Here is a 23,258-nt window from a genome sequence, read left to right on the forward strand (position 1 = left end):
GCGCTCACGCCCACTTCCTCACGGCGTAGCGCTGGAACACGCCGACGACCGCGTCGGTGAGCTTGCCGAGCACGGCCAGCAGGACGATCGCGAGGAACACCCGGTCGATCCGGCCGTTGTTCTGGCTGTCGATGAGCCGGAAGCCCAGGCCCATCGACGAGGCGATGAGCTCGGAGGCGACCAGGAACAGCCAGGACTGGGCGAGCGCGAGGCGCAGCCCCGAGATCACGGAGGGGATCACCGCGGGCAGCTGCACCGTCGTGAAGAGCCGGACGCCCGAGAGCCCGAAGGCGCGGCCCGCCTCGACGAGGTGCCGGTCGACGTGGCCCAGCGCGGTGGCCACCGTGGTGAAGACGGGGAAGAAGGCGCCGATCGTGATCAGCGTGATCTTCGACTCCTCGCCGATGCCCATCCAGAGCAGCAGCAGCGGGACCCAGGCCAGCGACGGGACGGCGCGGATCGCGCCGAGGGTCGGCCCGAGGACGACCTCCCAGACGCGGGAGAGTCCGAAGAGCGCACCGACCACGAGCCCGAGGGCCGACCCGAGCGCGAACCCGATGAGCACGCGCTGCGTCGAGATGGCGACGTCCTGGCCGAGGTCGCCGCGCTGGGCGAGGTCGACGCCGGCCGCCCAGACCATCGCGGGCGAGGGGAAGACCGCGACCGAGACCATCCCGGTCGTCGTCGCGATCTGCCAGGCGGCGAGCAGCAGCACGGGCAGGACCGCGCCTCCCGCGACGACGAACCACCGCCGCGACGTCAGCGGGCGGGAGCGGTCCTCGCGGAGGCGGCGCTGGGAGGCCGCGACCGACGGGCCCGCCGTCGCGAGTACGGGCGCATCCGGCATCGGCGCGGACAGCGCGCTCCGGCGCAGCACGTCGGCGTCGGTCGCGGTGTCGTCGTCGCGGATCGTCATCGTCGGTCTCCTCGGATCACGGGGTCGGGGGCGGAGGGCCGGACCCTCAGGCGCCGATGGCGCTCGGGTCGGCCGCCGAGGCGTAGGTGTCGTCGAGCAGCGAGTCGAGCGCGTCGTCGACCTGCTGCTGCGAGGCGACGTCGCCGTTCTCGACGAAGATCGGGCCGATCACGGCGAGCACGTCGGTCTGCGCGGAGCCGGGGACGTTGTCGACGTCGAGGTTGCTGCGCTCGGTGATGACCGTCGTCGCCACCGCCACGTCGAGGCCGGCGACGGAGGCGAGGATGCTCGCCGTCTCGTCCTGGTTCTCGAGCGCCCAGGCGCGGGCGTGCTCGTACGCGTTCACCACGGTCTGCGCGAGGTCGGGCTTCTCGGCGAGGAAGCTCTCCGTCGCGTTGAGCAGGCCGTAGGAGTTGAAGTCGACGTTGCGGTAGAGCAGGGTCGCCCCGGCCGCCTCGGCGCCGGCCATGATCGGGTCCAGGCCCGCCCAGGCGTCGACGGAGCCGTTCTGCAGCGCCGCCCAGCCGTCGGCGTGCTGCAGGTTCTGCACCGTCACGTCGCCGATGCCCAGCCCGGCGGCCTCGAGCGCCTGCACCAGGAAGAAGTAGGGGTCGGTGCCCTTGGTGGCCGCGATCTGCCTGCCCTTGAGCTGCTCGACCGAGGTGATCGCCGAGCCGGCCGGGACGACGAGGGCCGACCACTCCGGCTGCGAGAAGATGTCGATGGTCCTGATCGGCGAGCCGTTCGAGCGCGCGAGCAGCGCGGCCGAGCCCGCGGTCGAGCCGACGTCGATCGCCCCGGCGCGCAGGGCCTCGTTGGCCTTGTTCGAGCCTGCCGACTGCACCCAGGCGACGGTGACCTGCTGGTCGGCGAGGGCCGCCTCGAGCCAGCCCTTCTCCTTGATGACCAGGCTCAGCGGGTTGTAGGTCGCGAAGTCGAGCGTGAGCGTGCCGCCCTGGGTCCCTCCGGAGGCGGCGTCGGCGGTCGCGGCCGCCGCTCCTCCTCCGCCCTCGCCCTGCACGCAGCCCGCGAGGAGCGGGACGGCGGCGGCGGTGAGCAGACCGGCGAGAGCGGTGCGGCGGGTGAGCGGGGAGCTGGTGAACGACATGGGGGCCTCGGCTTCGGGGATGCGGTGACAGTGAGTGTGGATGCTGCGGGGGAGGGGCGGTGCGGGGAGGAGCTCGTGCGGTGGAGAGCGGGAGGAGGAGGCGGCTGGGGAGGGAGGTTGTGCCGCCCGGACCGTGCCGCCCGGACCGTGCCGCCCGGACCGTGCCGCCCGGGTGGGAGACGCGGGTCGATCCGCCCGGCTTCAGTGCCGCTCGATGCCCAGCCCCGCGAGGAGCTCCGCCCGGTGCTCGGCGAGCTCCGCCGAGCCGCGGTCGCGGGGCCGCGCGCCGGGAACGGTGACGATCCGCTGGATGCGCGAGACGCCTCCGGGCTCGTCGCGCCCGAGCAGCACGATGCGGTCGGCCAGCTGGAGGGCCTCGTCGACGTCGTGGGTGACGAGCAGGATCGTCGCCGGTGCCGCCGCGTGCACGTCGAGCAGCAGGTCCTGCATCCGCAGGCGGGTCAGCGCGTCGAGTGCCCCGAAGGGCTCGTCCAGGAGGAGCACGCCGGGGTTCCGGGCGAGGGCGCGGGCGAGGGAGGCACGCTGGGCCATCCCTCCGGACACCTCGCGGGGCCGCGAGCGGGCGTGCGCGGTGAGGCCGACCAGCGAGAGCAGCTCCTCGACGGCGGCGCGGGCCGCCGGGCGCGGGGTGCCGCGGGGCAGGCCGAGCGCGACGTTGTCAGCGATGCTCCGCCACGGCAGCAGCCGCGGCTCCTGGAACGCCACCGCGCAGCGCGGGTCGATGCCGGAGACGGGGGCGCCGTCGATGAGGACGGACCCCTCGGAGGCGGTGTCCAGGCCCGCCGCGATGCGCAGCAGCGTCGACTTGCCGCAGCCGCTCGGGCCGAGGATCGCGATGACCTCGCCCGCGGCGGCCTCGAGCGTCACGTCCGTCAGCACGGGGGCCCCGGGCGCGAAGGTGCGGCCGACCCCCTCGAAGCGCACGGGGAACGCCGACTGGCCGAGCTCGGCGTCGAAGGCCAGGCTCGTGCGGGCGGCGGGGGTGGCGGGCATGTCTCTCCGGACGGCGGGACGGGCGGGCGGATCGTCCGATCGTACGGAGAGGCTCCCGGCGGCACAGCGGGGACCGACACGGGGAGTAACACAGGGGGAGGGACGCGGAAGGCCTCCCCGGTCCGCGAACGGGGGAGGCCTTCCGTCGGAGGGCTACGCCTGGACGAGCACGAGCTCCTCGAGGGGCAGGCGGGTGCGCGGCGCGGTCTCGCGCTCGCGGAGGGTCTCGTTCGGCAGGGCGTCGGCGTCGGCCGCGACTCCGACCGCGGCGATCGTCACCGGGTCGAAGCGCTCGTCGACGCCGAACGCGGCGCGGACGGCGTCCTTGTCGAAGCCGGCCATCTGGTGGACGTGCAGGCCCTCGTGGTGCGCCTGGACGCTGAGGTGGGCGATCGACTGGCCGAGGTCGTAGACGGCCCAGGGGCGCGGCTTCCCCTCGGAGTCGACGGTCTCGGCGAGCGCGACGACCAGGACGGCGGCGGAGCCGGCCCAGGCGCCGTTGAACCCGGCGAGCGTCGCGACGATGCGGTCGAACTCGTCGGATCCGCGGCGGGCGACGATGAAGCGCCACGGCTGCGAGTTGCTGGCGGACGGGGACCAGCGCGCCGCCTCGAGGAGGGACGCGAGGGTCTCGTCCGAGACGGTCGCGGTCGCGTCGTAGGAGCGGGGGCTCCAGCGCTCCGCGAGGACGTCGAGGATCGGGGCGCTGGTGCTGGCGGTGCGGGAGGCGGTGGCGGTCATCGCGGGCTTCTTCCGTGCGGGGACTGGGGGAAGGGCTCCGTTGCCCGAGGAGCCCAACCGTCTGCGCCCCGCGGGCATTCCCATGCGCGCACGTCAGGCGGCCGCGCGCGCGTTCGCCCACGGAGGAGCGGGCCGTCTCCGAGCCCCGGAACGGTACGGTGGGAGACGGCGTGGTCACCCCGCGCACCACCATCCACGACTCTGGAGGATCATCCATGGCCCAGCACTTCGACGTCGTCGTCCTGGGGGCAGGCCCCGGCGGATACGTGGCCGCGATCCGCGCCGCCCAGCTCGGCAAGTCCGTCGCCGTCGTCGAGAAGCAGTACTGGGGCGGTGTCTGCCTCAACGTCGGCTGCATCCCGTCCAAGGCGCTTCTGCGCAACGCGGAGCTCGCCCACCTCTTCCACACCCAGGCGAAGCAGTTCGGCATCTCGGGCGACGTCTCCTTCGACTTCGGCGCGGCGTTCGACCGCAGCCGCTCGGTCGCGGACGGCCGCACCAAGGGCGTCCACTTCCTGATGAAGAAGAACAAGATCGCCGAGTTCGACGGCGTCGGCTCCTTCACCGGCCCGCAGGGCCTCGACGTGCAGCTGAGCAAGGGCGGCACCGAGTCGCTCACCTTCGACGACGCGATCATCGCGACCGGCGCGAGCGTCCGCCTCCTCCCCGGCGTCGAGCTCTCCGAGAACGTCGTCACCTACGAGACCCAGATCATGACCCGCGAGCTCCCCGACACGATGGCCATCGTGGGCGCGGGCGCGATCGGCATGGAGTTCGCCTACGTCCTCAAGAACTACGGCGTCGACGTGACGATCATCGAGTTCATGGACCGCGCCCTCCCCAACGAGGACCCGGACGTCTCCAAGGAGATCCAGAAGCAGTACAAGAAGCTCGGCGTCGAGATCCTGACCTCGACGAAGGTCGAGTCGGTCGTCGACAAGGACGGCTACGTCACGGTCACCTACACCGCGAAGGACGGCACGCAGTCGACCCTCGAGGTCGACAAGGTGCTCATGTCCATCGGCTGGGTCCCCCGCACCGAGGGCTTCGGCCTCGAGAAGACGGGCGTCGAGCTCACCGAGCGCGGCGCGATCGCGATCGACGACCACATGCGCACCAACGTGCCGCACATCTACGCCATCGGCGACGTCACCGCGAAGCTCCAGCTCGCGCACGTCGCGGAGGCGCAGGGCGTCGTCGCCGCCGAGACCCTCGCCGGTGCCGAGACCCAGACCCTGGGCGACTACCGGATGATGCCGCGCGCGACGTTCTGCCAGCCGCAGATCGCCTCTTTCGGCCTCACCGAGAAGCAGGCGACGGACGAGGGACACGAGATCACCGTCTCGACCTTCCCCTTCATGGCGAACGGCAAGGCCCACGGCCTCGGCGAGCCCACCGGCTTCGTGAAGCTCATCGCGAGCAAGAAGTACGGCGAGCTCCTCGGCGCGCACATGATCGGCCCGGACGTCTCGGAGCTGCTCCCCGAGCTCACGCTCGCCCAGAAGTGGGACCTCACCGCGACCGAGCTGGCCCGCAACGTGCACACCCACCCGACGCTGTCGGAGGCGCTGCAGGAGGGCTTCCACGGCCTCAAGGGGCACATGATCAACATGTAGGGCTCGTCCCTCCACGGCCTCCGGCCCGCAGGATCCCTCTCGGCTCGTCCGCCGCGGCTCCTGCGGGCCGGACCCGTCTCCGGGGGCGGCCGCGGCGCCGCTCCCGCTACCGTGGCCCGATGGATCCGCGCCTGCTCGACCGCCTCGCCGCCGACGCCTGGCCCGCGCTCGTGCGGCGCCCCCTCGGCGCGTGGGAGCTGCGCGCCTCCGCGGGGGTCACCAAGCGCGCCAACTCCGTGCTCGCGTCGGGCGAGGTCGTCGACCAGGGGGCGGCCCTCGACGCGGCGGAGGCGTTCGCCCGCGAGCACGGGATCGCGCCCCTCGTGCAGATCGGCCCGCCGAGCCCCGACGGTCTGACCGGGCTGCTCGCCGAGCGGGGCGCCGCGCCGATCGACCGGACGCTCGTGCTGACGGGATCGGTGCAGGAGGCGCTCGCCGCCCTTCCCGCGCCGTCGAGCTCGGCGCCGCCGCCTCGCGTCCGCCTCGCCCCGGCCCCCGATGAGGACTGGCTCGCCCTCTGGTGGTCCGTCGACGGTCGAGGGGGAGCGGAGGAGCGCGCGGTCGCCGAGCGCATCCTCGCGGGCTGCCCCTCCTCCTACGCCCTCGTCAGCGACGAGGACGGACCGGCCGCGACCGGCCGCCTCGCGCTCGTCGCGGCGCCGGACGGCGAGCTCTGCGGCGGCCTCTACGCCCTGGCGACCCGACCGGACGCCCGGCGCCGCTGGCTCGCCTCCGCCGTGATCCGAACCCTCCTCGAGGACGCGTCCCGCCGGGGCGTCGCACGCTTCTGGCTCCAGGTGCTCGCCGAGAACGCCGGCGCCCGCCGCCTCTACGCGTCTCTCGGCTGCCGCGAGTCGTCCTGGTACGAGTACTGGCGCTGACCCGCCCGTCCGCCTCTGCGAGATGCCACTCCGGTACGCGACACGCCGGTGGAGGCGTACCGAAGCGGCATCTCGCGGGGAGGAGCGGGGCGGCCGGTCAGGCGTTCGCGAGCACGGCGCGGGCGACGGCCTCGGCCTTCGCCGCGTCGCCGGTGACGGTCACGCGCCACCAGACGTCGTCTGCCAGCGCGTCGATCTCGCAGACGCCCGCCGCGCAGCCGGTGAGGGCCTTCTCGCCGAAGCCGTCGAGCGGCTCGAGGGGGATCGCCAGGCCCGAGGTCAGCGAGAGGTTCCGCCAGCCGTCGTCGCCGTTGGGCAGCGCGTCGACCGTCACGCCCGAGTAGGCGGCGCTGGAGGCGTCGCTCCAGCTGCAGGAGGCGTACCCGGCCCGGGCGGCCGCAGCGGCCGACGCGGTCATCGGCGTCCCGGTCCCGGTCCCCGCGGTCGCCTGCGCGAGGCCGGCGGCACCGGACAGCTGCTCGGCCGTCAGGACCTCGGTGCAGACGGGAGCCGTCGCGGTGACCGGCTCGTCGAGGGTGCCGAGCGCGGCGGAGGCGGTGCCGGTCGCCAGCGCGGCGAGGTCGACCGCGGCGGGGGCGCCGCGCAGCTGCAGCGTCACCCAGGTGGCGCCGGCGAGCAGGTCCAGGTCGCAGCTGCCGTCGGTGCAGGAGCCGTACGCCTCGACGCCGGTCTCGAGGCGCGGGCCCGGGCGGCCGGCGAACGCCTCGGCGGCGTCGTCGACCGCCGCCGCGGTGATCGAGGCGTCCTCGTCGTACCAGGCGCAGCGGAGCACTCCGCCGTTCTCCTCCGCGGCCTCGCGGATCAGCTCTCCCGAGGAGCGCGTCGTCACCTCGCGGCTGCCCTCGAGAGCGCTGCGGGAGACCCCCAGCGCCGAGGCCGCTCGCGTGGCGGGGAGGAGGGAGTCGCAGCCCAGGCGGGTCGAGGCGGTGGGTGAGGGCGTCGGTGTCGCGGAGGGAGTCGGAGCGGCGGTCTCGGACGCCGACGGGGTGGCCGCCACGTCCGAGCGCTCGGCCGTCGTGCAGCCCGTCAGCGCGACGAGCACGGCGAGCGCGGCGCCGACCGTCGCCAGGCGCGGCGGGCGGGCCCTCACGCGGCCAGCTCGCGCTCGATGGCGGCCGTGAACGCGTCGATGTCGTCCTCCGTGGTGTCGAAGGAGCAGACCCAGCGGACCTCGCCGGTCGCCGGGTTCCAGTCGTAGAAGCGGTAGGCGGCGCGGAGCCGGTCCGCGACTCCGGGCGGCAGCGTCGCGAACACCGCGTTGGCCTGGGTCTGCTGGGTGAACTCGAGCCCGGTGATCCGCCCGGCCGCGATCGCCTCCTCGAGCCCCGACCGCAGACGCGCCGCCATGGCGTTCGCGTGCCGGGCCGAGCGGAGCCACAGGGGCTCCTCCTCGCCGCCGTCGCCGAGCAGGGCGAGCAGCTGCACCGAGATGAAGCGCATCTTGGAGGAGAGCTGCATGTTGGTCTTGCGGAGGAAGGTCAGCCCGGTCGAGGCCGCCGGGTCGAGCACGACGATCGCCTCGCCGAGCAGGATGCCGTTCTTGGTGCCGCCGAACGAGAGCACGTCGACGCCCGCGTCGGTGGTGAACGAGCGCAGGGGGAGGCCGAGAGCGGCTGCGGCGTTCGCGATGCGCGCCCCGTCCATGTGCAGCCGCATCCCGAGGCCGTGCGCGTGGTCGGCGAGCGCGCGCACCTCCTCGGGGGTGTAGACGGTGCCGAGCTCGGAGGACTGGGTGATCGAGACCACGAGCGGCTGGGCGCGGTGCTCGTCGCCGAAGCCCCACGCCTCCTGGTCGACCAGGGCCGGGGTCAGCTTGCCGTCGGGCGCGGGGACCGTGAGGATCTTGATCCCGCCGACCTTCTCGGGTGCTCCGCCCTCGTCGGAGGTGATGTGCGCGGTGCCCGCCGAGACCACGGCGCCCCAGCGCGGCAGCATCGACTGCAGGCCGGTGACGTTGGCGCCCGTGCCGTTGAAGACGGGGAAGGCCTGGGCCTGCTCGCCGAACTCGCGCCGGAACGCCTCCTGCAGCCGCTCGGTGTAGACGTCCTCGCCGTAGGCGATCTGGTGCGCTCCATTGGCCGCGGCGATCGCGGCGAGGACCTCGTCGTGCACTCCGGAGTAGTTGTCGGAGGCGAAGCCGCGGACGTCGGGATCGTGCAGAGCGCTCATCCCTCCATCTTCGCAGCCCGCCGCCCGGAGGAGCCCGGGAGGCGCCCTCCGCGACGCCCCTCCTGCCCCCCGTTTGTTTCGGGCAGGTGAACGGACGACGACCCGAAAGCCGATCTCCGTCAAGAAGTTGGTATCGGCTGGGAGGCAGGCCACTCTTGACCTATGCGCATGGACACCTCGGGAGCTGTCCGCGACATGCCCGCCCCTCCCGGGGTGGACGAGATCGCGGCACGCTTCGGCGATCCCGTCCTCGCGTTCGCGCCCCAGCCGCGGCTGGAGGAGTTCGCCGCCGCGCAGACGATGGCGCTCGGCCGCTTCGTCGAGATCTCGCTCTCGTACTCGTTCTACAAGAACCCGCGCAACCGCGCCGACCCCGTCAACCACGTCCCGCTGACCCCCGAGCAGAAGCGCGCGATCGAGCGGGCCGAGAACGACCACCTTCCGCCGTGGATGGTCGACCAGGTGACGCGGATGCGGTACCCGGTCCTCTGGGAGGCGGTGCGCACCTCCGTGCCGATCCCCGCCGAGCGCAGCCGGCCTCTGGAGTCCCGCCTCGCGGCCCACATGGGCGACGTGCTCCGCAACACCTTCCCGGGCCGTGTGCGCAGCCGCCGCGGCGGGATGCCGGTGGTCGCGGCCGCGCTCCGCGACGAGGACGTCGTGCGCGGCGTGCCGGTGATCGTGGACGGGGAGGCGTTGCGCGGCTACCGCGTGGACACCGACCCGGACGTGGTCGCGATCGGCGCCCGCGTCGACGGCCGCTACATGACGGTCGTGCTCGACCGGAAGATCGTGCCGGAGATCCGGATGGAGTTCGTTCGCCGCACCCCGCCGCGCCCGGCCTCGAGCCAGCCCCGGCGCTGACCGCCCCGGCGCTGACCGTCCCGGCGCTGGCCGTCCCCGCGTCGAGCGCTCCGGAGCCGGCCGCCCCGCTGCCCGCCGCTCAGGGGCGCCCCGGCACCGCGATCCCGTGCTCGTAGGCGAACACGACCGCCTGGATGCGGTCGCGCACGCCGAGCTTCATCAGGATCTTCGAGACGTGCGTCTTCACGGTCGCCTCGCCCACGAACAGCTCGGCCGCGATCTCGGCGTTGGACCAGCCCCGCGCCAGGTGCACGAGGACCTCGCGCTCGCGGTCCGTCAGCTCGGCGACTCCGGAGTGCTCGGCGGCGGCCGGGGTGTGCTCGGGCACGGACGCGAACCGCTCGATTACGCGCCGGGTGACGTCGGGGGCGAGCATCGCGTCGCCGCGGGCGACCACCTGCACGGCCTCCACCAGCTCCTCCGGCGACGCGTTCTTGAGCAGGAACCCGCTGGCGCCGGCCGAGAGCGCCTCGAAGAGGTAGTCGTCGCGGTCGAAGGTGGTGAGGATGAGCACCCGCGAGCACAGGCGCGGGTCGGCCACGATCTCCCGGGTCGCGGCCAGGCCGTCGAGCCCGGGCATCTGCACGTCCATGCAGATCACGTCGGGATGGAGCTCGGAGGCGCGCTGCAGGGCCTCGAGCCCGGTGCGGGCCTCGCCGACCACCTCGATCCCCGGCTCCGACTCGAGGATGATGCGGAAGCCCACGCGGACGAGCTCCTGGTCGTCGACGAGCAGCACGCGCACGTGCTCGGTCATGGGCGGCCCCCGCTCGCTCGCTCCTGACGCCCCCGCGACGTCTCCGACGACGGTACCCGGTCGCCGGCGTCCGGCACGCTCGCCCGGACGTCGGACAGCGGGACTCGCGCGTGCACGAGGTAGCCTCCGCCCCTCGGCCCCATCTCGATCCAGCCGCCGACCGCAGCGGCGCGCTCGCTCATGCCGGTGTGCCCCAGTCCGCAGGAGGCCGGGGCGCTCGGGTGAGGGCCGGACCCGCCGTCGTCGGCGATCTCGAGCTCGACCGCGTCGGGGGCGTAGCGGAGGCGCACCTCGGCGTGCGCACCGCGCCCCGCGTGCTTGCGCACGTTCGTGAGCGACTCCTGCGCGATGCGGTAGAGGCTGAGGCCCACCGTCGCGGGGATCTCGCGGGGCGTGCCGAGGGTGAGGAAGACGGTGGGCAGACCCGACCCGCTGGACGCCGCGACCAGCTCCTCGAGCTGGGCCACCCCGCGGGTCGAGGCGGCGTCGGTGAGCGGATTCGGCACGGCGTCCTCGGCGCGCAGCGCGACCAGGATGCGGTGCAGCTCCTCGATCGCCGAGCGCGCGTCGCCCTCGATGGCGCTGAGCGAGGCCGCCGCCTGCTCCGGATCCCGCGCCAGCACCCGCCGCGCCGCTCCGGCCTGCACGCCCATCACGCTGACGTGGTGCGCGACCACGTCGTGCAGCTCGCGCGCGATCCGGAGCCGCTCGGAGGACACCGCCTGACGGGAGGAGCGCTCCCTCTCGTCGTCGAGCTCGGCCGTGCGCGTCTCGAGCGCCTCCAGCCGACGGGCCGACTGCCACGACGCCTCGCCGAAGACGTAGGCGCTGCCGAAGTAGAGCAGGTTCGAGACGACGGCGAGGGCCGACTCCGCCGCGTAGGGCGAGAGCAGGCCGGGGGAGTCGTCGACCGGCACGGAGCTGCCGAAGTACTCGCCTGTGGCGAGGGTGGTGAGCAGCCAGCCCAGCATCCCGACCGCGATCGCCACCCGGACGACGAGGGCCGTGCGCCGGTTCCGGCCCCACGCGCCGACCGTGTACAGCGCGAGGAACAGGCAGATCTGGCCGAAGAGCGACTCCGGCACCTGGAGCACGATCCCCAGCGCGTAGACGACGGAGAGCCCGGCCGCCACGCTCGCGGGGAACCGCCGCCGCAGCGCGAGGGGCAGGGTCATCAGGACGGCCCAGTGGGCGCTGACGACCGGATGCGCCGCGCCGGGGAAGCCCGCCGAGGAGTACAGCGCGACGGAGACGATCGTCGCCACCAGCAGGATCCCCGCGGTGATCGCGTCGTGGACGTATCCGGCCCGGCTCGGCGGTCGCCGGATCCAGCCCGCGTCGAGCGGGTCCGCGGCTCCGTCACCTGAGGGCATGCGCCCCACGCTAACCGACGCCGGTCGGACGGGCCCCCGGGAGACGGAGGAGCGCACCCCGCCGCCCCCCGGGCACCGCGTCAGTCCCGGCCGGTGATGCCCCGGGTCGAGGCGATCACGTCGCCCATCTTCTTCCCGAGGGCCTCGTAGAACATCGACAGCGGGAACTCGTCGTCCAGCACCGCGTCGGTGAGGCCGCGCGGGGCGCCGAGCAGCACCTCGTCCGGGAGCCCGCGGGCCCAGGCGGAGGCGGGGTGCGGAGTGAGCACGGCCGCGATCAGCGCGTGCGCGGCCAGCCAGTGCGCCGTCTTGGGCCGGTCGATCGAGCGCCAGTAGAGCTCGTCGATCGCGTCCGAGAGGGCGACGACCACGTCGGCGACGCCGTCCCACTCGAACGCCAGCCGGGTGTCGGTCCAGTGCAGGACGCCGTGCTGGTGCAGCCAGGCGAAGAGCAGCTGGCCGCCGAGGCCGTCGTAGTTGCGCACCCGCGACCCGGTGAGCGGGAAGCGGAAGAGCCGGTCGAACAGGATCGCGTACTGCACGAAGCGCGAGCGCTCGGCCAGCGCCTCCTCCTCGCCGTCGCGACGGTCCAGCGCGCCGAGGCGGCGCTCGATGGCGACGGCCTCGCGGAAGGCGGTGAGGTCGCACCGCAGCTCCTCCAGCGAGTAGAGGAAGAAGGGCATCCGCTGCTTGATCATGAACGGGTCGAACGGCAGGTCGCCGCGCATGTGGGTACGGTCGTGGATGAGGTCCCACATCACGAAGGACTCCTCCGCCAGGCGCTGGTCGGCGAGCAGCCGCTGCGCGTCCTCCGGGAGCTCGAGCCGGGTGATCCGCGCCGCCTCCGTGACGACGCGGCGGAACCGGGCCGCCTCGCGGTCGGCGAAGATCGCGCCCCAGGTGAAGGACGGGACGGAGCGCATCGCGACCGTCTCGGGGAACAGCACGGCGCTGTCGGTGTCGTAGCCGGCGGTGAAGTCGACGAAGCGCACGGGCACGAAGAGGGCGTTCGAGTAGTCGCCCGCCTCCAGCTCGGCGACGAACCGCGGCCAGACGACCTCGACGAGGACGGCCTCGACGTGGCGGTCGCGGCTGCCGTTCTGGGTGTACATGGGGAAGACGACGAGGTGGCGGCGGCCGTCGACGCGCTCGAGCTGCGGCTGGAACGCGGTGAGCGAGTCGAGGAAGTCGGGCAGGCCGAGGCCGTCCGCGCTCCACCGCTCGAGGTCGACGACCAGCGCGTCGAGGTACGCCGCGTCGTGCGGGAACGCGGGGGCGAGGGCACGGACACCGGCGACGATCCGCTCGACGAGGGAGCGCGCCTCCTCGATCCGCTCGGGCTCCGCGAGCGAGCCGTCCTGTGACTGGAGCGGCTGCAGCGCGGCGGCGGCGGCCTTGAGGTCGAGCCAGGCGGCGGAGTCCTCCACGCGGTCCTCGACGACCTCGGGTTCTCCGACGACGGTGCTCTGCACGGCTTGCGACATGGTGATCCTCCTCACGCTGGTGATACGGGCTGCAGGAGCGGGACGCGCTCCGACTCCGAGCGTATGGGCTCGTGCGCGCGCTTTTCTTGCGTCTCGGCGGAGCGAAGCGGCGATCTCATGGGAGCGGGCGCACGTCTCCGCCGCCCCTCGGAGACCTCGCGGTCAGCGGTTGCCCAGGTGTTGTGCAGGTGCCGCCCCCCGTCCGGGGCTAGATTCCTCACCGCTTCCGTTTCCGTCCCCTGATCGGGTCGAAGATGGGGCGATACCGTGTCCGCATCCCGAGTGCGGGGACATCCGATCGGACCGGCGCGCCGAACACCCTGGCGGCGCGCTCGATCGGCGAGCCATCCTGAGAGAGAGGATCGGAGCGCGTGACGGGACCCGAACCCGGAAGCGACCAGAGAACAGCCAGCATCGACCACCACCCCGAGAACCTCCGCCTGCTCCCTTGGCCGCAGGCGGACGCCTCCGTCCTGCGCGACACCCTCGCGCACGCGGGCGGCGGACTCGAGAGCGAGAGCGAGATCCTCGTGCGCCACGACCGCTACCTGCGCGGTTGGGCGGACGGCGATGCGTTCTTCTACGTGGTCGAGCTGGACGGACTCTCCGTCGGCTCCATCGGCTATTGGTACGGCTGCTCGCGCGGCGTCGTCGCCTACGAGGCGGCGTGGAGCATCGCTCCGCACGCCCGCGGCGTCACGGTCGACTCCGTGCGGATGCTGCTCGAGGAGGCGGCGGCGTTCCCCGTGCCCCGCTTCGTTCACGCCTTCGTGGCGGAGAACGACCTCGACGCCGGTGCGACCTGCGTCGAGGCCGGCTTCGACCGGATCGACCTCGTCGAGCAGGGCGAGCCGCCGGAGCGCTACGTGGACTGGGCGTTCGACCTGGCCGCCGTCGCCTGATCAGATCCCGTGGCGCTCCAGCCACGGCCGCAGCACCGCGAGGAACTCCTCGGGGTGCTCGAGGCTGGGCAGGTGCGCGGCGTCCTCGAGCACGTGCAGCTCGGCACCGCTCACCGCGGCGGCGAGGTGCTCGCAGACCGGCAGCGACTCCGAGAGGTCGTGCGCACCCGCCACGACGAGAGTCGGCACGGCGATCTCCCCGAGGCGCTCGCCCGCCGGCCCGGACGGCTCGACCGGGCGCGGAGCCTCCGCCTCGTGGCCGACGCCCGTGAGCGCGAGCTCCCGGACCCGCGCGAGGAACTCCGGAGCGACGTCGTCCGCGGAGCGGTCGGGACCCACGGCCCAGAGCTCCGCCTCGACGATCGCCGCGGCCTCCCGCTCGCCCGCGAGCTCCAGCGCCTCGACCTCACCGAAGCGGCGCTCCTCCTCCGCCGTCAGCGCGGGGTAGTCGAAGCCCGCCAGCCCCGGGGCGATCACGGCCAGGCCGGTCACCCGCTCCGGATGCTCCAGCGCCAGGTCGAGGGCGAGCGTGCCGCCCCGCGAGCAGCCGACGACCACCGCGCGCTCGACGCCGAGGTGGTCGAGCACGTCCAGGGCGTCCCGGCGCGGGTCGTACTCCACGTCCTCCGTGCTCGTGCCGCCGGCGCCGCGGACGTCGTAGCGGATCGCCAGCCGGTCGCGCGAGAGGTCGGGGACCAGCGGGTCCCACATCCGCAGGTCGGCGATGCCCGCGTGCACGAGCAGCAGGGCGGGCGCGGAGGCGTGGCCGTCCGCCTCCCAGTGGAGGCTCGCGCCGGGGACCTCGAGATGCGGCATGCCGCACACCGTAGGCGCGTCGCGCCGGCGCTGCAACGCCCGGGCACTGCCTAGGGTGGAGGCGCGACAGCGGACGGGCCGCGGCGGGGAGGCGGCGGCGTGGAGGGCGTGCTCACCGGCTTCTCGATCATCGGGGTCGTCATCGCGGTCGGGTACCTGATCGCGCGGTTCCGGATCGTCCCTCCCGAGAGCCGGCTGATCCTGTCGCGGATCGCCTTCTTCGTCACGACGCCGGCGCTGCTGTTCACGGTGCTCTCGCGGGCCGACGTCTCCGTCCTCTTCTCCTCGTTCCTGCTCGTCTCGCTCCTGACGGTGCTGACCGTCGCCCTGCTCTACGTGCTCGCGTCGCGGCTGCTCTTCCCCCGCCCGCTGCCGGAGACGGTGATCGGAACCGCGGCCTCCTCCTACGTCAACGCCAACAACATCGGACTGCCGGTCGCCATCTACGTGCTGGGCGATCCGCAGTGGGTGGCCCCGACGCTCCTGCTGCAGCTGATCCTCCTCGCGCCGACGATCCTGACGCTGCTCGACGTCTCGACGAGCGGGCGGACGTCGGTCGGCGCGATCCTCACTCAGCCTCTGCGGAACCCGATGATCATCGCCTCCGCCCTCGGCCTCGTCGTCGCCGTCACCGGCGTGGAGCTGCCCGCGCCCGTGCTGCAGCCGTTCTCGATCATCGGCAACGCGTCGATCCCGCTGGTGCTGATCGCCTTCGGGATGTCGCTGCGCGGGCAGCGGCCGCTGGAGGCGGGACCGGCGCGGGTCGAGGTGGTCGTCGCCTCCGTGCTCAAGTCGCTCGTGATGCCGGCGGTCGCGCTGCTGCTGGGGCGCTTCGCGTTCCACCTCGACTCCGAGCACCTCTTCGTGGTGACGGTGACCGCCGCGCTGCCGACCGCGCAGAACATCTTCACCTTCGCCTCGCGCTACGACCGGGGCATCGCCGTCGCCCGGGACACGGCCCTCGTGACCACGGTGGCCGCGGTGCCCGTGCTCATCGGGGTGTCCCTCCTGCTGGGCTGAGCGGAGCCGCCTCCCCGGCTCCGGCTCGGTCCCGGCGGAGGCGCCGGGCGGCCCGCGCATCCGCGACGCGTGTCCCTCGTCCTGGGACGGGGACGGTGGCGCAGGTCCCGTCGCACTCCGCCGACCGTCGCTTAGGCTCTCTCGAATGAGCACCACCACGTCCGCCGACCGCCCCGCCCGCGGCAGGCCGCGCCGCCGTCGCGGCCTCTGGATCACGCTGATCGTCCTCCTGGTCCTGCTGATCGGCGCCGTCGTCGCGGTGCTCCTCGGCGTGCGCACCTACGACAAGGCGATGACGGTCCGCGACAAGCTGACCGAGGCGATCCCGCTGGTGTCGCAGGTGACGGACAGGCTGACGACGTTCGACACCTCGGGGGCCGGGGAGACCGCGGCCCAGATCGCGACTCTCACCGGCGAGGCGCGCGACGAGACCGACGACCCGGTGTGGCGGGTGATGGAGGTGGTGCCCGTCCTCGGGCCGAACCTGTCCGCCGTCCGCGCCGCGACCGAGATCGCCGACGACGTCTCCGGCCGGATCGTCACGCCGCTCTCCACGACCTCGCTCGACATCCTCAAGCCCGTCGACGGCAGGGTCGACCTCGCGGCGATCACCGAGCTGTCGCAGAAGATCACCGTCGCCAAGGAGGTCGTCGACGCCGCGCAGACCCGCGTCGAGGGCATCGACCGCGGCCCGCTCGTGCCGCAGGTGGCCTCGGCCCTCGACTCCTTCACTCCGCAGCTGGCCACCGCCACCGCGGCGATGGAGCAGGTCGAGCCGCTCACCGCGATCCTCCCCGACTCCCTCGGAGCGTCCGGCCCGCGCCACTACCTGGTGATGTTCCAGAACCTGGCGGAGTCGCAGGCCCTGGGCGGCGGCGCCTCGTCGGTGATGCAGCTCGACGTCGACGGCGGCGCGATCTCGATCGGCCGTCAGCTGGGCAGCGGGGACTTCCGCGGACTGGCGCCCGTCACCGTCGACCAGAGCGCGCTCGACACCATCGGCGAGAACCTGGCGACGACGTTCAACGTCTCGACCAGCCGCCCCGACTTCCCCACCGCCGCCTCGATCGCCTCGCAGTTCTGGGCGCAGAAGTTCCCCGAGCAGAGGATCGACGGCGTGCTCGCGATCGACCCCGTCGCCCTCTCCTACCTCCTCGGCTCGACCGGGCCGGTGACCCTCACCGACGGCACGGTCCTCACGAGCGAGAACACCGTCTCGACCCTGCTCAACGAGGTCTACTTCCGCTACCCGGAGTCGGTCGTCGCCGAGCGCACCGACGAGTTCTTCTCGGAGGCGAGCGCGACGGTCCTCGGCAAGATCCTCGGCGGGGAGATGGAGCCGACGAAGATGCTGCCGGCGATCGTGAAGGCGGTCGACGAGAGCCGCATCCTCGCCTACAGCTCCGACGCCGACGAGCAGGCGCTCCTCGCGCCCACGCCGATCGCGGGGGTCCTGCCGGAGACGACGGCCGACGGCACGACCACCGGAGTGTTCTTCCAGGACGCGTCGGGCGGCTCGAAGATGGACTACTACCTGAGCACGGCGGTCGCGCAGTCGAGCACGGGCCGGTGCGCCGCCTCCGGCGCGGTCTTCACCACCTCCGTCACCGTGACCAACACGATCTCGAAGGCGGTCGCGCGGACGCTGCCCGGCTACGTCGCGGCGGCTGGCGGGCGCGGTGCGTACCCCCTGGGCGACTTCGTCACCAACATCTACGTCTACGGTCCTCCCGGGACCACGGTGTCGAGCGCGGCCTGGGCCGACGGCACGGGCTACGGGCCCGAGAGCCTCGACGACCTCGGCCGTCCCGTCTCGAAGGTCGCCGTGCAGCTCTCGCCCGGCCAGTCCGAGACGTTCGACGTGCAGTTCAGCGCCGGCGACGCCTCCGGCTTCGGCGACCAGGCCGTCCGGGTGACCCCGATGATCAACCCCACCGCGGTGACGCTGAACGACGAGCCCGCCTGCGGCTGACGCTCCTCCCGGGTCGGTGCCGGACCGGCGCCGGCCACGCCCGCCGCGGGCACGCCCCGGGGCGGTGCCGAGCCGGCGCCGACCACGCCGGCCGTGGGCACGCCCCAGGTCGGTGCTGGGCCGGCGCCGACCGCGCCGGCCACGCCGGCCGCGGGCACGCCCCGGGGCGGTGCTAGACCAGCGCCGATCCGGGGATCGAGCTCGTGACGAGCGAGGAGGCGAGGAACGCGGTGGCGATGCAGAGCACGAACCCGATGACCGGCACGAGGAACGCGCGGCGGCCGACGAGGTAGCGCACGATCGTCACGACCACGGCGATCACCGTCAGCGCGGGCGGCCCGATGAGCGCGATCGAGACGCCCCAGTCGATCCGGTCGAAGTCGCAGGCGAAGTTCTGGCCCTCGCACTGCGCGGGGAAGACCGAGAGGATCGCGGCGAGGTAGCCGAGCACGATCGTGAGCATGCCGAGGGCGAGGCAGCCGAGGATCGAGAGCACGAGGTCCCAGCGGCGCCGGCGCGGCTTCCCGGCGGCGATGATCTCGCCGACCGAGCGGTAGGCGTCGGACCGGAACTCGTCGTGGGCGGCTCCGGCGCGGGCGGCGGCGGGGCGGGCGGCTCCGGGGCGGGACTGTGCGGGTCGGGCGGCGGGGCGGGCCGCACCGTCCGGGCCGCCCTGGGCCCGCGCGCGCTTCTTCTTCGACGAGGCCACGGTCAGAAGATCATCGGGCGGTCGTCGTCGAGGGTCGTCTCGAGGTCGAGATCGACCACCACCGGGACGTGGTCGCTCGGGGCGTCGCCCTTGCGCTCGTCGCGGTGGATCGAGGCGCCGGTGACGAGCTCGCCGAACGCGGCGGATCCGAGCACGAAGTCGATCCGCAGCCCCTCGTTGCGCGGGAAGCGGAGCTGCTTGTAGTCCCAGTAGGTGTAGCCCTCGGGCACGAGCGGGCGGACGACGTCGCGCAGGCCCGCGTCCTCGAAGGCGGCGAAGGCGGCGCGCTCGGGGATCGAGACGTGCGTCGATCCGGGGCCGAGGCTCGGGTCGCCCACGTCGCTGTCGAGCGGGGCGACGTTCCAGTCGCCGACCAGGGCGAGCGGCAGGTCGGGCTCGGCGGCCAGCCACTCGCGGGTGCTCGCCTCGAGGGCAGCGAGCCACTCGAGCTTGTAGAGGTAGTGCGGGTCGTCGACCGCGCGGCCGTTCGGGACGTAGAGGCTCCAGACGCGCACGCCGTCGACGGTGGCGCCGATCGCGCGGGCCTCCAGCGGGTAGGAGCCGTCGGCCGCCGCCTCCTTCGCGAAGCCGGGCATGCCCGGGAATCCGACCTGCACGTCCTCCATCGGCAGGCGCGAGGCGATGCCCACGCCGTTCCACTGGCTGAGCCCGACCATCTCGACGTGGTACCCGGCGTCGGCGAAGGCCTCGTGCGGGAACTGCTCGGGCTTGCACTTGAGCTCCTGCATGGCGAGCACGTCGACGTCCTCGCGCACGAGCCAGTCGACGACGCGGCCGGTGCGGGCCCGGATGGAGTTCACGTTCCAGGTGGCGATGCGCATCCTGGAAGTGTAGGAGCCGCCGCCGACACGTCTCCTGCGCGTCCTCCGCGCGTCCCGGCGGCGGCGGGCCGGGGGAGTCATCCCCTCGGCGGATTGCGGAACCGGTGTCGGTGGTCGATGGTTGTCTAGCGCCGTCCCGACCGGCCGTTCGTCGCGCCGTCCGGACGCCGCCGCCGCCCGCGCCGTGCGGGCCCGACGGGCTCCCCGACCCTCCGCGCTCCCGGGCCCGGTCCCCTCCCCTCCCGCTCCTGCTCCGCCCCTCCGGAGGACCCATGATCCTGCTCCGCCTCGCCTCCGCCTACGCGAAGCCCTACGCGCGCTGGGTGGCCGCCGTCGTCGTGCTGCAGCTCGTCGCGACGCTCGCCGCGCTCTACCTGCCGAGCCTCAACGCCGAGATCATCGACCAGGGCATCGGCCGCGGCGACACCGACTTCATCTGGGGCACCGGCATGACCATGCTCGGCGTCTGCGTCGTGCAGGTCGCCGCGGCGATCGGAGCCGTCTACTTCGGCGCCCGCACCGCCATGTCCGTCGGCCGCGACCTGCGCCGCGACGTCTACCGCCGCGTCGACTCGCTCAGCGGGCTCGAGGTCGGCGGCTTCGGCACGGCCACCCTGATCACCCGCGGCACGAACGACGTGCAGCAGGTGCAGATGCTCGTGCTGATGACCCTCAACTTCATGGTGTCCGCGCCGATCATGTGCGTCGGCGGCATCGTCTTCGCCCTGCGCGAGGACGCCGGCCTCTCCTGGCTGGTCTGGGTGTCGGTGCCGCTGCTGTTCGTCGTGGTCGGCTTCCTGGTGTTCCTGCTGCTGCCGCTGTTCCGCCTCATGCAGGACCGGATCGACGGGATCAACAGCGTGCTCCGCGAGCAGATCACGGGCATCCGCGTGGTGCGCGCCTTCGTGCGCGAGCCGTTCGAGTCCGAGCGGTACCGCAAGGCCAACGCGGCGATCACCGAGGTGTCGATCAAGGTCGGCAACATCTTCGTGCTGATGTTCCCCGCGATCATGATGATCCTGCACCTGGCCACCGCGGCCGTGCTGTGGTTCGGCGGGCAGCGGGTCGACGCCGGTCAGATGCAGGTGGGCTCGCTGACCGCGTTCCTGCAGTACCTCCTCCAGATCCTCACCGCCGTGATGATGGGCGTCTTCATGGTGATGATGATCCCGCGCGCGGTCGTCTGCGCCGAGCGGATCCAGCAGGTGCTCGACGCCCGCACCAGCCTCACCACGCCGGAGGGCGGAGTCCCGACGCCCACGCGCGGCCGCGTCGAGTTCTCGGGGGTCGTCTTCGGCTACCCGGGCGCCGAGCGCCCCGTGCTCGCGGGCATCGACATCGTCGCGGAGCCGGGGCGCACCACGGCCGTCGTCGGCTCCACCGGCGCCGGCAAGACGACCCTGCTCGGCCTCGTGCCGCGCCTGTTCGACCCGCAGGAGGGCACCGTCACGATCGACGGCGTGCCCGTCTCCTCCCTCGACCGGGCGCAGCTCGCCGAGGTGATCGGGCTCGTGCCCCAGCGCCCCTACCTCTTCTCAGGGACGATCGCCTCGAACCTGCGCTTCGGCCGCCCCGACGCGACGGACGCCGAGCTGTGGGAGGCGCTGCGCATCGCCCAGGGCGAGGACTTCGTGCGGAGCAAGGAGCACGGGCTCGACGAGCCGGTCTCGCAGGGCGGCACCAACGTCTCCGGCGGGCAGCGCCAGCGGCTCTGCATCGCGCGGGCCCTCGTCGCGAAGCCGCGGGTCTACCTGTTCGACGACTCGTTCTCGGCGCTCGACGTCGCGACCGATGCGCGGCTGAGGGAGTCGCTGGCCGACGCCACGACCGACGCGACCGTGATCATCGTGGCCCAGCGCGTGTCGACCATCCGCCACGCCGACCAGATCGTCGTGCTCGACGCGGGCCGCGTGGTCGGCCGCGGCACGCACGACGAGCTCCTCGAGACGAACGCGACCTACCGCGAGATCGTCGAATCCCAGCTGAGCGTCGAAGGAGTGTCCTGAGATGGCGCGCACACGCGACACCACCGCCCCTGAGGAGACGACGTCTCTCGAGCCCGAGTTCGAGCCCGGCGAGGGCGACGGCGGCATGTTCGGAGACGGGCCGCCCGCCCGCAAGGCGCAGAACTTCTGGCCGTCGGCCAAGCGGCTCTTCTCGCTGCTCGGCCCCGAGCGCGCCCGGATGGTCCTCGTGGTCGCCCTGGTCTCGCTGTCGGTCGTCCTCACCGTCATCGCGCCCAAGATCCTCGGGCAGGCGATGGACACGATCTTCAACGGCGTGATCGGCTCGCAGCTGCCCGCCGGCGTCCCGCTCGAGCAGATCATCGAGCAGCAGCGCGCCTCGGGCAACGGCACCTTCGCCGACATGCTGGCCAAGACCGACATCGTGCCCGGCGCGGGCATCGACTTCGTGGTCCTCGGCCGCCTGATCATCATCGTGCTGCTGATGTACGTGGTCGCGTCGGTGCTCATGTGGGCGCAGGGCTACATCCTCAACGGCCTCGTGATGCGGGTGGTCTTCGGCCTCCGCCAGGACATCGAGGCCAAGCTGAACCGCCTCCCGCTGCGCTTCTTCGACACCCGGCAGCGCGGCGACGTGATGTCGCGCGTCACGAACGACGTCGACAACATCCAGACGGCGCTGCAGCAGGCCTTCTCGCAGCTGGTGCAGTCGGTGCTCACCATCATCGGCATCGCCGCGATGATGTTCATCGTCTCGTGGCAGCTCGCGCTGATCGCGCTGATCTCGATCCCGCTCTCGGGCGTGATCGCGGGAGTGATCGGCGCCCGCTCGCAGAAGCTCTTCGCCGCCCAGTGGAAGAACACGGGCGCGCTCAACGGCCACATCGAGGAGACCTTCTCCGGGCTCGAGATCGTCCGCGCCTTCGGCCGCGACCGCGAGATGCTCGAGGAGTTCGACCGCCGCAACGACAGCCTCTACACCGCCTCGTTCGGCGCGCAGTTCGTCTCGGGCATGATCATGCCCGCGATGACCTTCGTCTCCTACCTCTCCTACGTGCTCATCGCCGTGGTCGGCGGCCTGCGGGTCGCCTCCGGTCAGCTGACGCTCGGCGACGCGACCGCGTTCATCCAGTACTCGCGCGAGTTCACCCAGCCGGTGACCCAGCTGGCGAGCATGGCGAACATGCTGCAGTCCGGCGTCGCCTCGGCCGAGCGCACGTTCGAGCTGCTCGACGCCGAGGAGCAGGAGCCGGAGACGGCGACCGCGTCGCTCCCGCAGCGCACCGACGGCCACGTGGAGTTCGAGGGCGTCTCGTTCTCGTACGACCCGGAGCAGCCGCTGATCGAGGACCTGACCTTCTCGGCGCAGCCCGGGCAGACGGTCGCCATCGTCGGCCCGACCGGCGCCGGCAAGACCACGCTGGTCAACCTGGTCATGCGCTTCTACGAGCTCACCGGCGGGCGCATCCTGCTCGACGGCGTCGACATCACCAGCCTCGCGCGCGGCGATCTGCGCTCGCGGGTGGGCATGGTGCTGCAGGACGCGTGGCTCTTCCAGGGCACGATCCGCGAGAACATCCGCTACGGGCGCCTCGACGCGACCGACGACGAGATCGTCGACGCGGCGAAGGCCACCATGGTCGACCGCTTCGTGCGCCGGCTGCCCGACGGCTACGACACGGTGCTGGACGCCGACGGCGGCAGCGTCTCGGCGGGCGAGCGGCAGCTGATCACCATCGCGCGCGCGTTCCTCGCGAACCCGTCGCTGCTGATCCTCGACGAGGCGACCTCCTCGGTCGACACCCGCACCGAGCTGCTCGTGCAGCACGCGATGAACGCGCTGCGCACCGACCGGACCTCGTTCGTGATCGCGCACCGGCTCTCCACGATCCGCGACGCCGACACCATCCTGGTGATGGAGTCGGGCCGGATCGTCGAGCAGGGTGGGCACGAGGCGCTCCTGAAGCAGCGCGGCGCCTACTACGAGCTCTACATGACCCAGTTCCGCGGAGGCGGCGACGAGGCGGGCGAGCACGCCGCAGCGGGCGCGCTCCCGACCGGGGGAGGGGTCGCCCCGTAGAGTAGGCGC

General features: G+C 72.9%; 20 protein-coding genes. 8 read left to right on the forward strand and 12 right to left on the reverse strand.

All coding sequences use genetic code 11. The features are described 5' to 3' along the window. Positions 1–4: 4 nt before the first annotated feature. The 4 genes from GSU45_RS00595 to GSU45_RS00610 all read right to left on the reverse strand — a co-directional run bounded on the left by GSU45_RS00595 (position 5) and on the right by GSU45_RS00610 (position 3,779). Entirely contained in the window at positions 5–916 is a 912-nt protein-coding gene (locus tag GSU45_RS00595; protein ID WP_244248161.1) for an ABC transporter permease, read from the reverse strand. 46 nt (positions 917–962) lie between these two features. Continuing rightward, positions 963–2,024, reverse strand: coding sequence for an aliphatic sulfonate ABC transporter substrate-binding protein (locus GSU45_RS00600; protein ID WP_159911810.1), 1,062 nt, complete (start codon positions 2,022–2,024; stop codon positions 963–965). A gap of 201 nt (positions 2,025–2,225) precedes the next feature. Continuing rightward, positions 2,226–3,038, reverse strand: a complete 813-nt coding sequence (locus tag GSU45_RS00605; protein ID WP_159911812.1) for an ABC transporter ATP-binding protein — start codon at positions 3,036–3,038, stop codon at positions 2,226–2,228. A 153-nt stretch (positions 3,039–3,191) separates the two neighbouring features. Further along, positions 3,192–3,779 carry a nitroreductase family protein gene (locus GSU45_RS00610; protein ID WP_159911814.1) on the reverse strand — a complete coding sequence of 196 codons (588 nt, stop codon included), beginning with the start codon at positions 3,777–3,779 and terminating at the stop codon, positions 3,192–3,194. A gap of 215 nt (positions 3,780–3,994) precedes the next feature. Here GSU45_RS00610 and lpdA point away from each other — a divergent pair, with 215 nt between their 5' ends. Together lpdA and GSU45_RS00620 are read left to right on the forward strand one after the other, a co-directional pair. Continuing rightward, positions 3,995–5,395 (forward strand): dihydrolipoyl dehydrogenase, encoded by a 1,401-nt coding sequence (lpdA, locus tag GSU45_RS00615; protein WP_104222818.1) that lies wholly within the window; start codon positions 3,995–3,997, stop codon positions 5,393–5,395. Between the two features lie 119 nt (positions 5,396–5,514). Beyond that, positions 5,515–6,276 (forward strand): GNAT family N-acetyltransferase, encoded by a 762-nt coding sequence (locus GSU45_RS00620; protein WP_159911816.1) that lies wholly within the window; start codon positions 5,515–5,517, stop codon positions 6,274–6,276. Between the two features lie 97 nt (positions 6,277–6,373). On the opposite strand, the gene GSU45_RS00625 is transcribed toward GSU45_RS00620, so the two are convergent. After that, positions 6,374–7,387, reverse strand: coding sequence for a hypothetical protein (locus GSU45_RS00625; protein ID WP_159911818.1), 1,014 nt, complete (start codon positions 7,385–7,387; stop codon positions 6,374–6,376). Further along, positions 7,384–8,466 carry a beta-eliminating lyase-related protein gene (locus tag GSU45_RS00630; RefSeq protein WP_159911820.1) on the reverse strand — a complete coding sequence of 361 codons (1,083 nt, stop codon included), beginning with the start codon at positions 8,464–8,466 and terminating at the stop codon, positions 7,384–7,386. The genes GSU45_RS00625 and GSU45_RS00630 overlap by 4 nt, the downstream gene beginning before the upstream one ends. Before the next feature lie 162 nt (positions 8,467–8,628). Here GSU45_RS00630 and GSU45_RS00635 point away from each other — a divergent pair, with 162 nt between their 5' ends. Then, complete coding sequence (locus GSU45_RS00635) at positions 8,629–9,330, forward strand: hypothetical protein (RefSeq protein ID WP_146082167.1); 702 nt, start codon at positions 8,629–8,631, stop codon at positions 9,328–9,330. A 79-nt stretch (positions 9,331–9,409) separates the two neighbouring features. Here GSU45_RS00635 and GSU45_RS00640 read toward each other — a convergent pair whose 3' ends face one another. The 3 genes from GSU45_RS00640 to GSU45_RS00650 form a co-directional block, all read right to left on the reverse strand. Continuing rightward, on the reverse strand, positions 9,410–10,087 hold the full coding sequence (locus GSU45_RS00640; protein ID WP_159911822.1) for a response regulator transcription factor: 678 nt from the start codon (positions 10,085–10,087) through the stop codon (positions 9,410–9,412). Next, on the reverse strand, positions 10,084–11,460 hold the full coding sequence (locus GSU45_RS00645; RefSeq protein ID WP_159911824.1) for a histidine kinase: 1,377 nt from the start codon (positions 11,458–11,460) through the stop codon (positions 10,084–10,086). Before GSU45_RS00645 ends, GSU45_RS00640 begins: the two co-directional genes overlap by 4 nt. An 80-nt stretch (positions 11,461–11,540) precedes the next feature. Next, positions 11,541–12,944 carry a DUF6421 family protein gene (locus tag GSU45_RS00650; RefSeq protein WP_159911826.1) on the reverse strand — a complete coding sequence of 468 codons (1,404 nt, stop codon included), beginning with the start codon at positions 12,942–12,944 and terminating at the stop codon, positions 11,541–11,543. A 371-nt stretch (positions 12,945–13,315) separates the two neighbouring features. On the opposite strand from GSU45_RS00650, the gene GSU45_RS00655 reads away from it, so the two are divergent. Next, positions 13,316–13,846, forward strand: coding sequence for a hypothetical protein (locus tag GSU45_RS00655; RefSeq protein WP_159911828.1), 531 nt, complete (start codon positions 13,316–13,318; stop codon positions 13,844–13,846). Here the strand turns inward: GSU45_RS00655 and GSU45_RS00660 are convergent, their stop codons facing one another. Next, positions 13,847–14,662: an alpha/beta fold hydrolase gene (locus GSU45_RS00660; protein WP_159911830.1), complete on the reverse strand. Its 816-nt coding sequence runs from the start codon at positions 14,660–14,662 to the stop codon at positions 13,847–13,849. Positions 14,663–14,761: 99 nt separating this feature from the next. Between GSU45_RS00660 and GSU45_RS00665 the strand changes: the two genes are divergently transcribed. After that, positions 14,762–15,682: an AEC family transporter gene (locus GSU45_RS00665; RefSeq protein ID WP_159911832.1), complete on the forward strand. Its 921-nt coding sequence runs from the start codon at positions 14,762–14,764 to the stop codon at positions 15,680–15,682. Between the two features lie 145 nt (positions 15,683–15,827). Beyond that, on the forward strand, positions 15,828–17,654 hold the full coding sequence (locus GSU45_RS00670; RefSeq protein ID WP_159911834.1) for a DUF4012 domain-containing protein: 1,827 nt from the start codon (positions 15,828–15,830) through the stop codon (positions 17,652–17,654). A gap of 172 nt (positions 17,655–17,826) precedes the next feature. On the opposite strand, the gene GSU45_RS00675 is transcribed toward GSU45_RS00670, so the two are convergent. After that, on the reverse strand, positions 17,827–18,363 hold the full coding sequence (locus GSU45_RS00675) for a hypothetical protein (protein ID WP_159911836.1): 537 nt from the start codon (positions 18,361–18,363) through the stop codon (positions 17,827–17,829). A gap of 2 nt (positions 18,364–18,365) precedes the next feature. Next, complete coding sequence (locus tag GSU45_RS00680; protein WP_159911838.1) at positions 18,366–19,205, reverse strand: exodeoxyribonuclease III; 840 nt, start codon at positions 19,203–19,205, stop codon at positions 18,366–18,368. A 272-nt stretch (positions 19,206–19,477) separates the two neighbouring features. On the opposite strand from GSU45_RS00680, the gene GSU45_RS00685 reads away from it, so the two are divergent. Next, positions 19,478–21,211, forward strand: coding sequence for an ABC transporter ATP-binding protein (locus GSU45_RS00685; protein WP_159911840.1), 1,734 nt, complete (start codon positions 19,478–19,480; stop codon positions 21,209–21,211). Between the two features lies 1 nt (position 21,212). Further along, positions 21,213–23,249 carry an ABC transporter ATP-binding protein gene (locus GSU45_RS00690; RefSeq protein ID WP_159911842.1) on the forward strand — a complete coding sequence of 679 codons (2,037 nt, stop codon included), beginning with the start codon at positions 21,213–21,215 and terminating at the stop codon, positions 23,247–23,249. Positions 23,250–23,258 lie beyond the last annotated feature (9 nt).

The organism is Rathayibacter sp. VKM Ac-2801, from assembly GCF_009834245.1.
Taxonomy (GTDB): domain Bacteria; phylum Actinomycetota; class Actinomycetes; order Actinomycetales; family Microbacteriaceae; genus Rathayibacter.

Bases quoted from the DNA above. Each gene is read 5' to 3' on its own strand.
- GSU45_RS00650 (WP_159911826.1), bottom strand. From the start codon at position 12,944: ATGTCGCAAGCCGTGCAGAGCACCGTCGTCGGAGAACCCGAGGTCGTC.
- GSU45_RS00600 (WP_159911810.1), bottom strand. From the start codon at position 2,024: ATGTCGTTCACCAGCTCCCCGCTCACCCGCCGCACCGCTCTCGCCGGT.
- GSU45_RS00605 (WP_159911812.1), bottom strand. From the start codon at position 3,038: ATGCCCGCCACCCCCGCCGCCCGCACGAGCCTGGCCTTCGACGCCGAG.
- GSU45_RS00690 (WP_159911842.1), top strand. From the start codon at position 21,213: ATGGCGCGCACACGCGACACCACCGCCCCTGAGGAGACGACGTCTCTC.
- GSU45_RS00630 (WP_159911820.1), bottom strand. From the start codon at position 8,466: ATGAGCGCTCTGCACGATCCCGACGTCCGCGGCTTCGCCTCCGACAAC.
- GSU45_RS00685 (WP_159911840.1), top strand. From the start codon at position 19,478: ATGATCCTGCTCCGCCTCGCCTCCGCCTACGCGAAGCCCTACGCGCGC.
- GSU45_RS00660 (WP_159911830.1), bottom strand. From the start codon at position 14,662: ATGCCGCATCTCGAGGTCCCCGGCGCGAGCCTCCACTGGGAGGCGGAC.
- GSU45_RS00640 (WP_159911822.1), bottom strand. From the start codon at position 10,087: ATGACCGAGCACGTGCGCGTGCTGCTCGTCGACGACCAGGAGCTCGTC.
- GSU45_RS00610 (WP_159911814.1), bottom strand. From the start codon at position 3,779: ATGACCGCCACCGCCTCCCGCACCGCCAGCACCAGCGCCCCGATCCTC.
- GSU45_RS00670 (WP_159911834.1), top strand. From the start codon at position 15,828: ATGAGCACCACCACGTCCGCCGACCGCCCCGCCCGCGGCAGGCCGCGC.
- GSU45_RS00620 (WP_159911816.1), top strand. From the start codon at position 5,515: ATGGATCCGCGCCTGCTCGACCGCCTCGCCGCCGACGCCTGGCCCGCG.
- GSU45_RS00645 (WP_159911824.1), bottom strand. From the start codon at position 11,460: ATGCCCTCAGGTGACGGAGCCGCGGACCCGCTCGACGCGGGCTGGATC.
- lpdA (WP_104222818.1), top strand. From the start codon at position 3,995: ATGGCCCAGCACTTCGACGTCGTCGTCCTGGGGGCAGGCCCCGGCGGA.
- GSU45_RS00595 (WP_244248161.1), bottom strand. From the start codon at position 916: ATGACGATCCGCGACGACGACACCGCGACCGACGCCGACGTGCTGCGC.
- GSU45_RS00635 (WP_146082167.1), top strand. From the start codon at position 8,629: ATGCGCATGGACACCTCGGGAGCTGTCCGCGACATGCCCGCCCCTCCC.
- GSU45_RS00680 (WP_159911838.1), bottom strand. From the start codon at position 19,205: ATGCGCATCGCCACCTGGAACGTGAACTCCATCCGGGCCCGCACCGGC.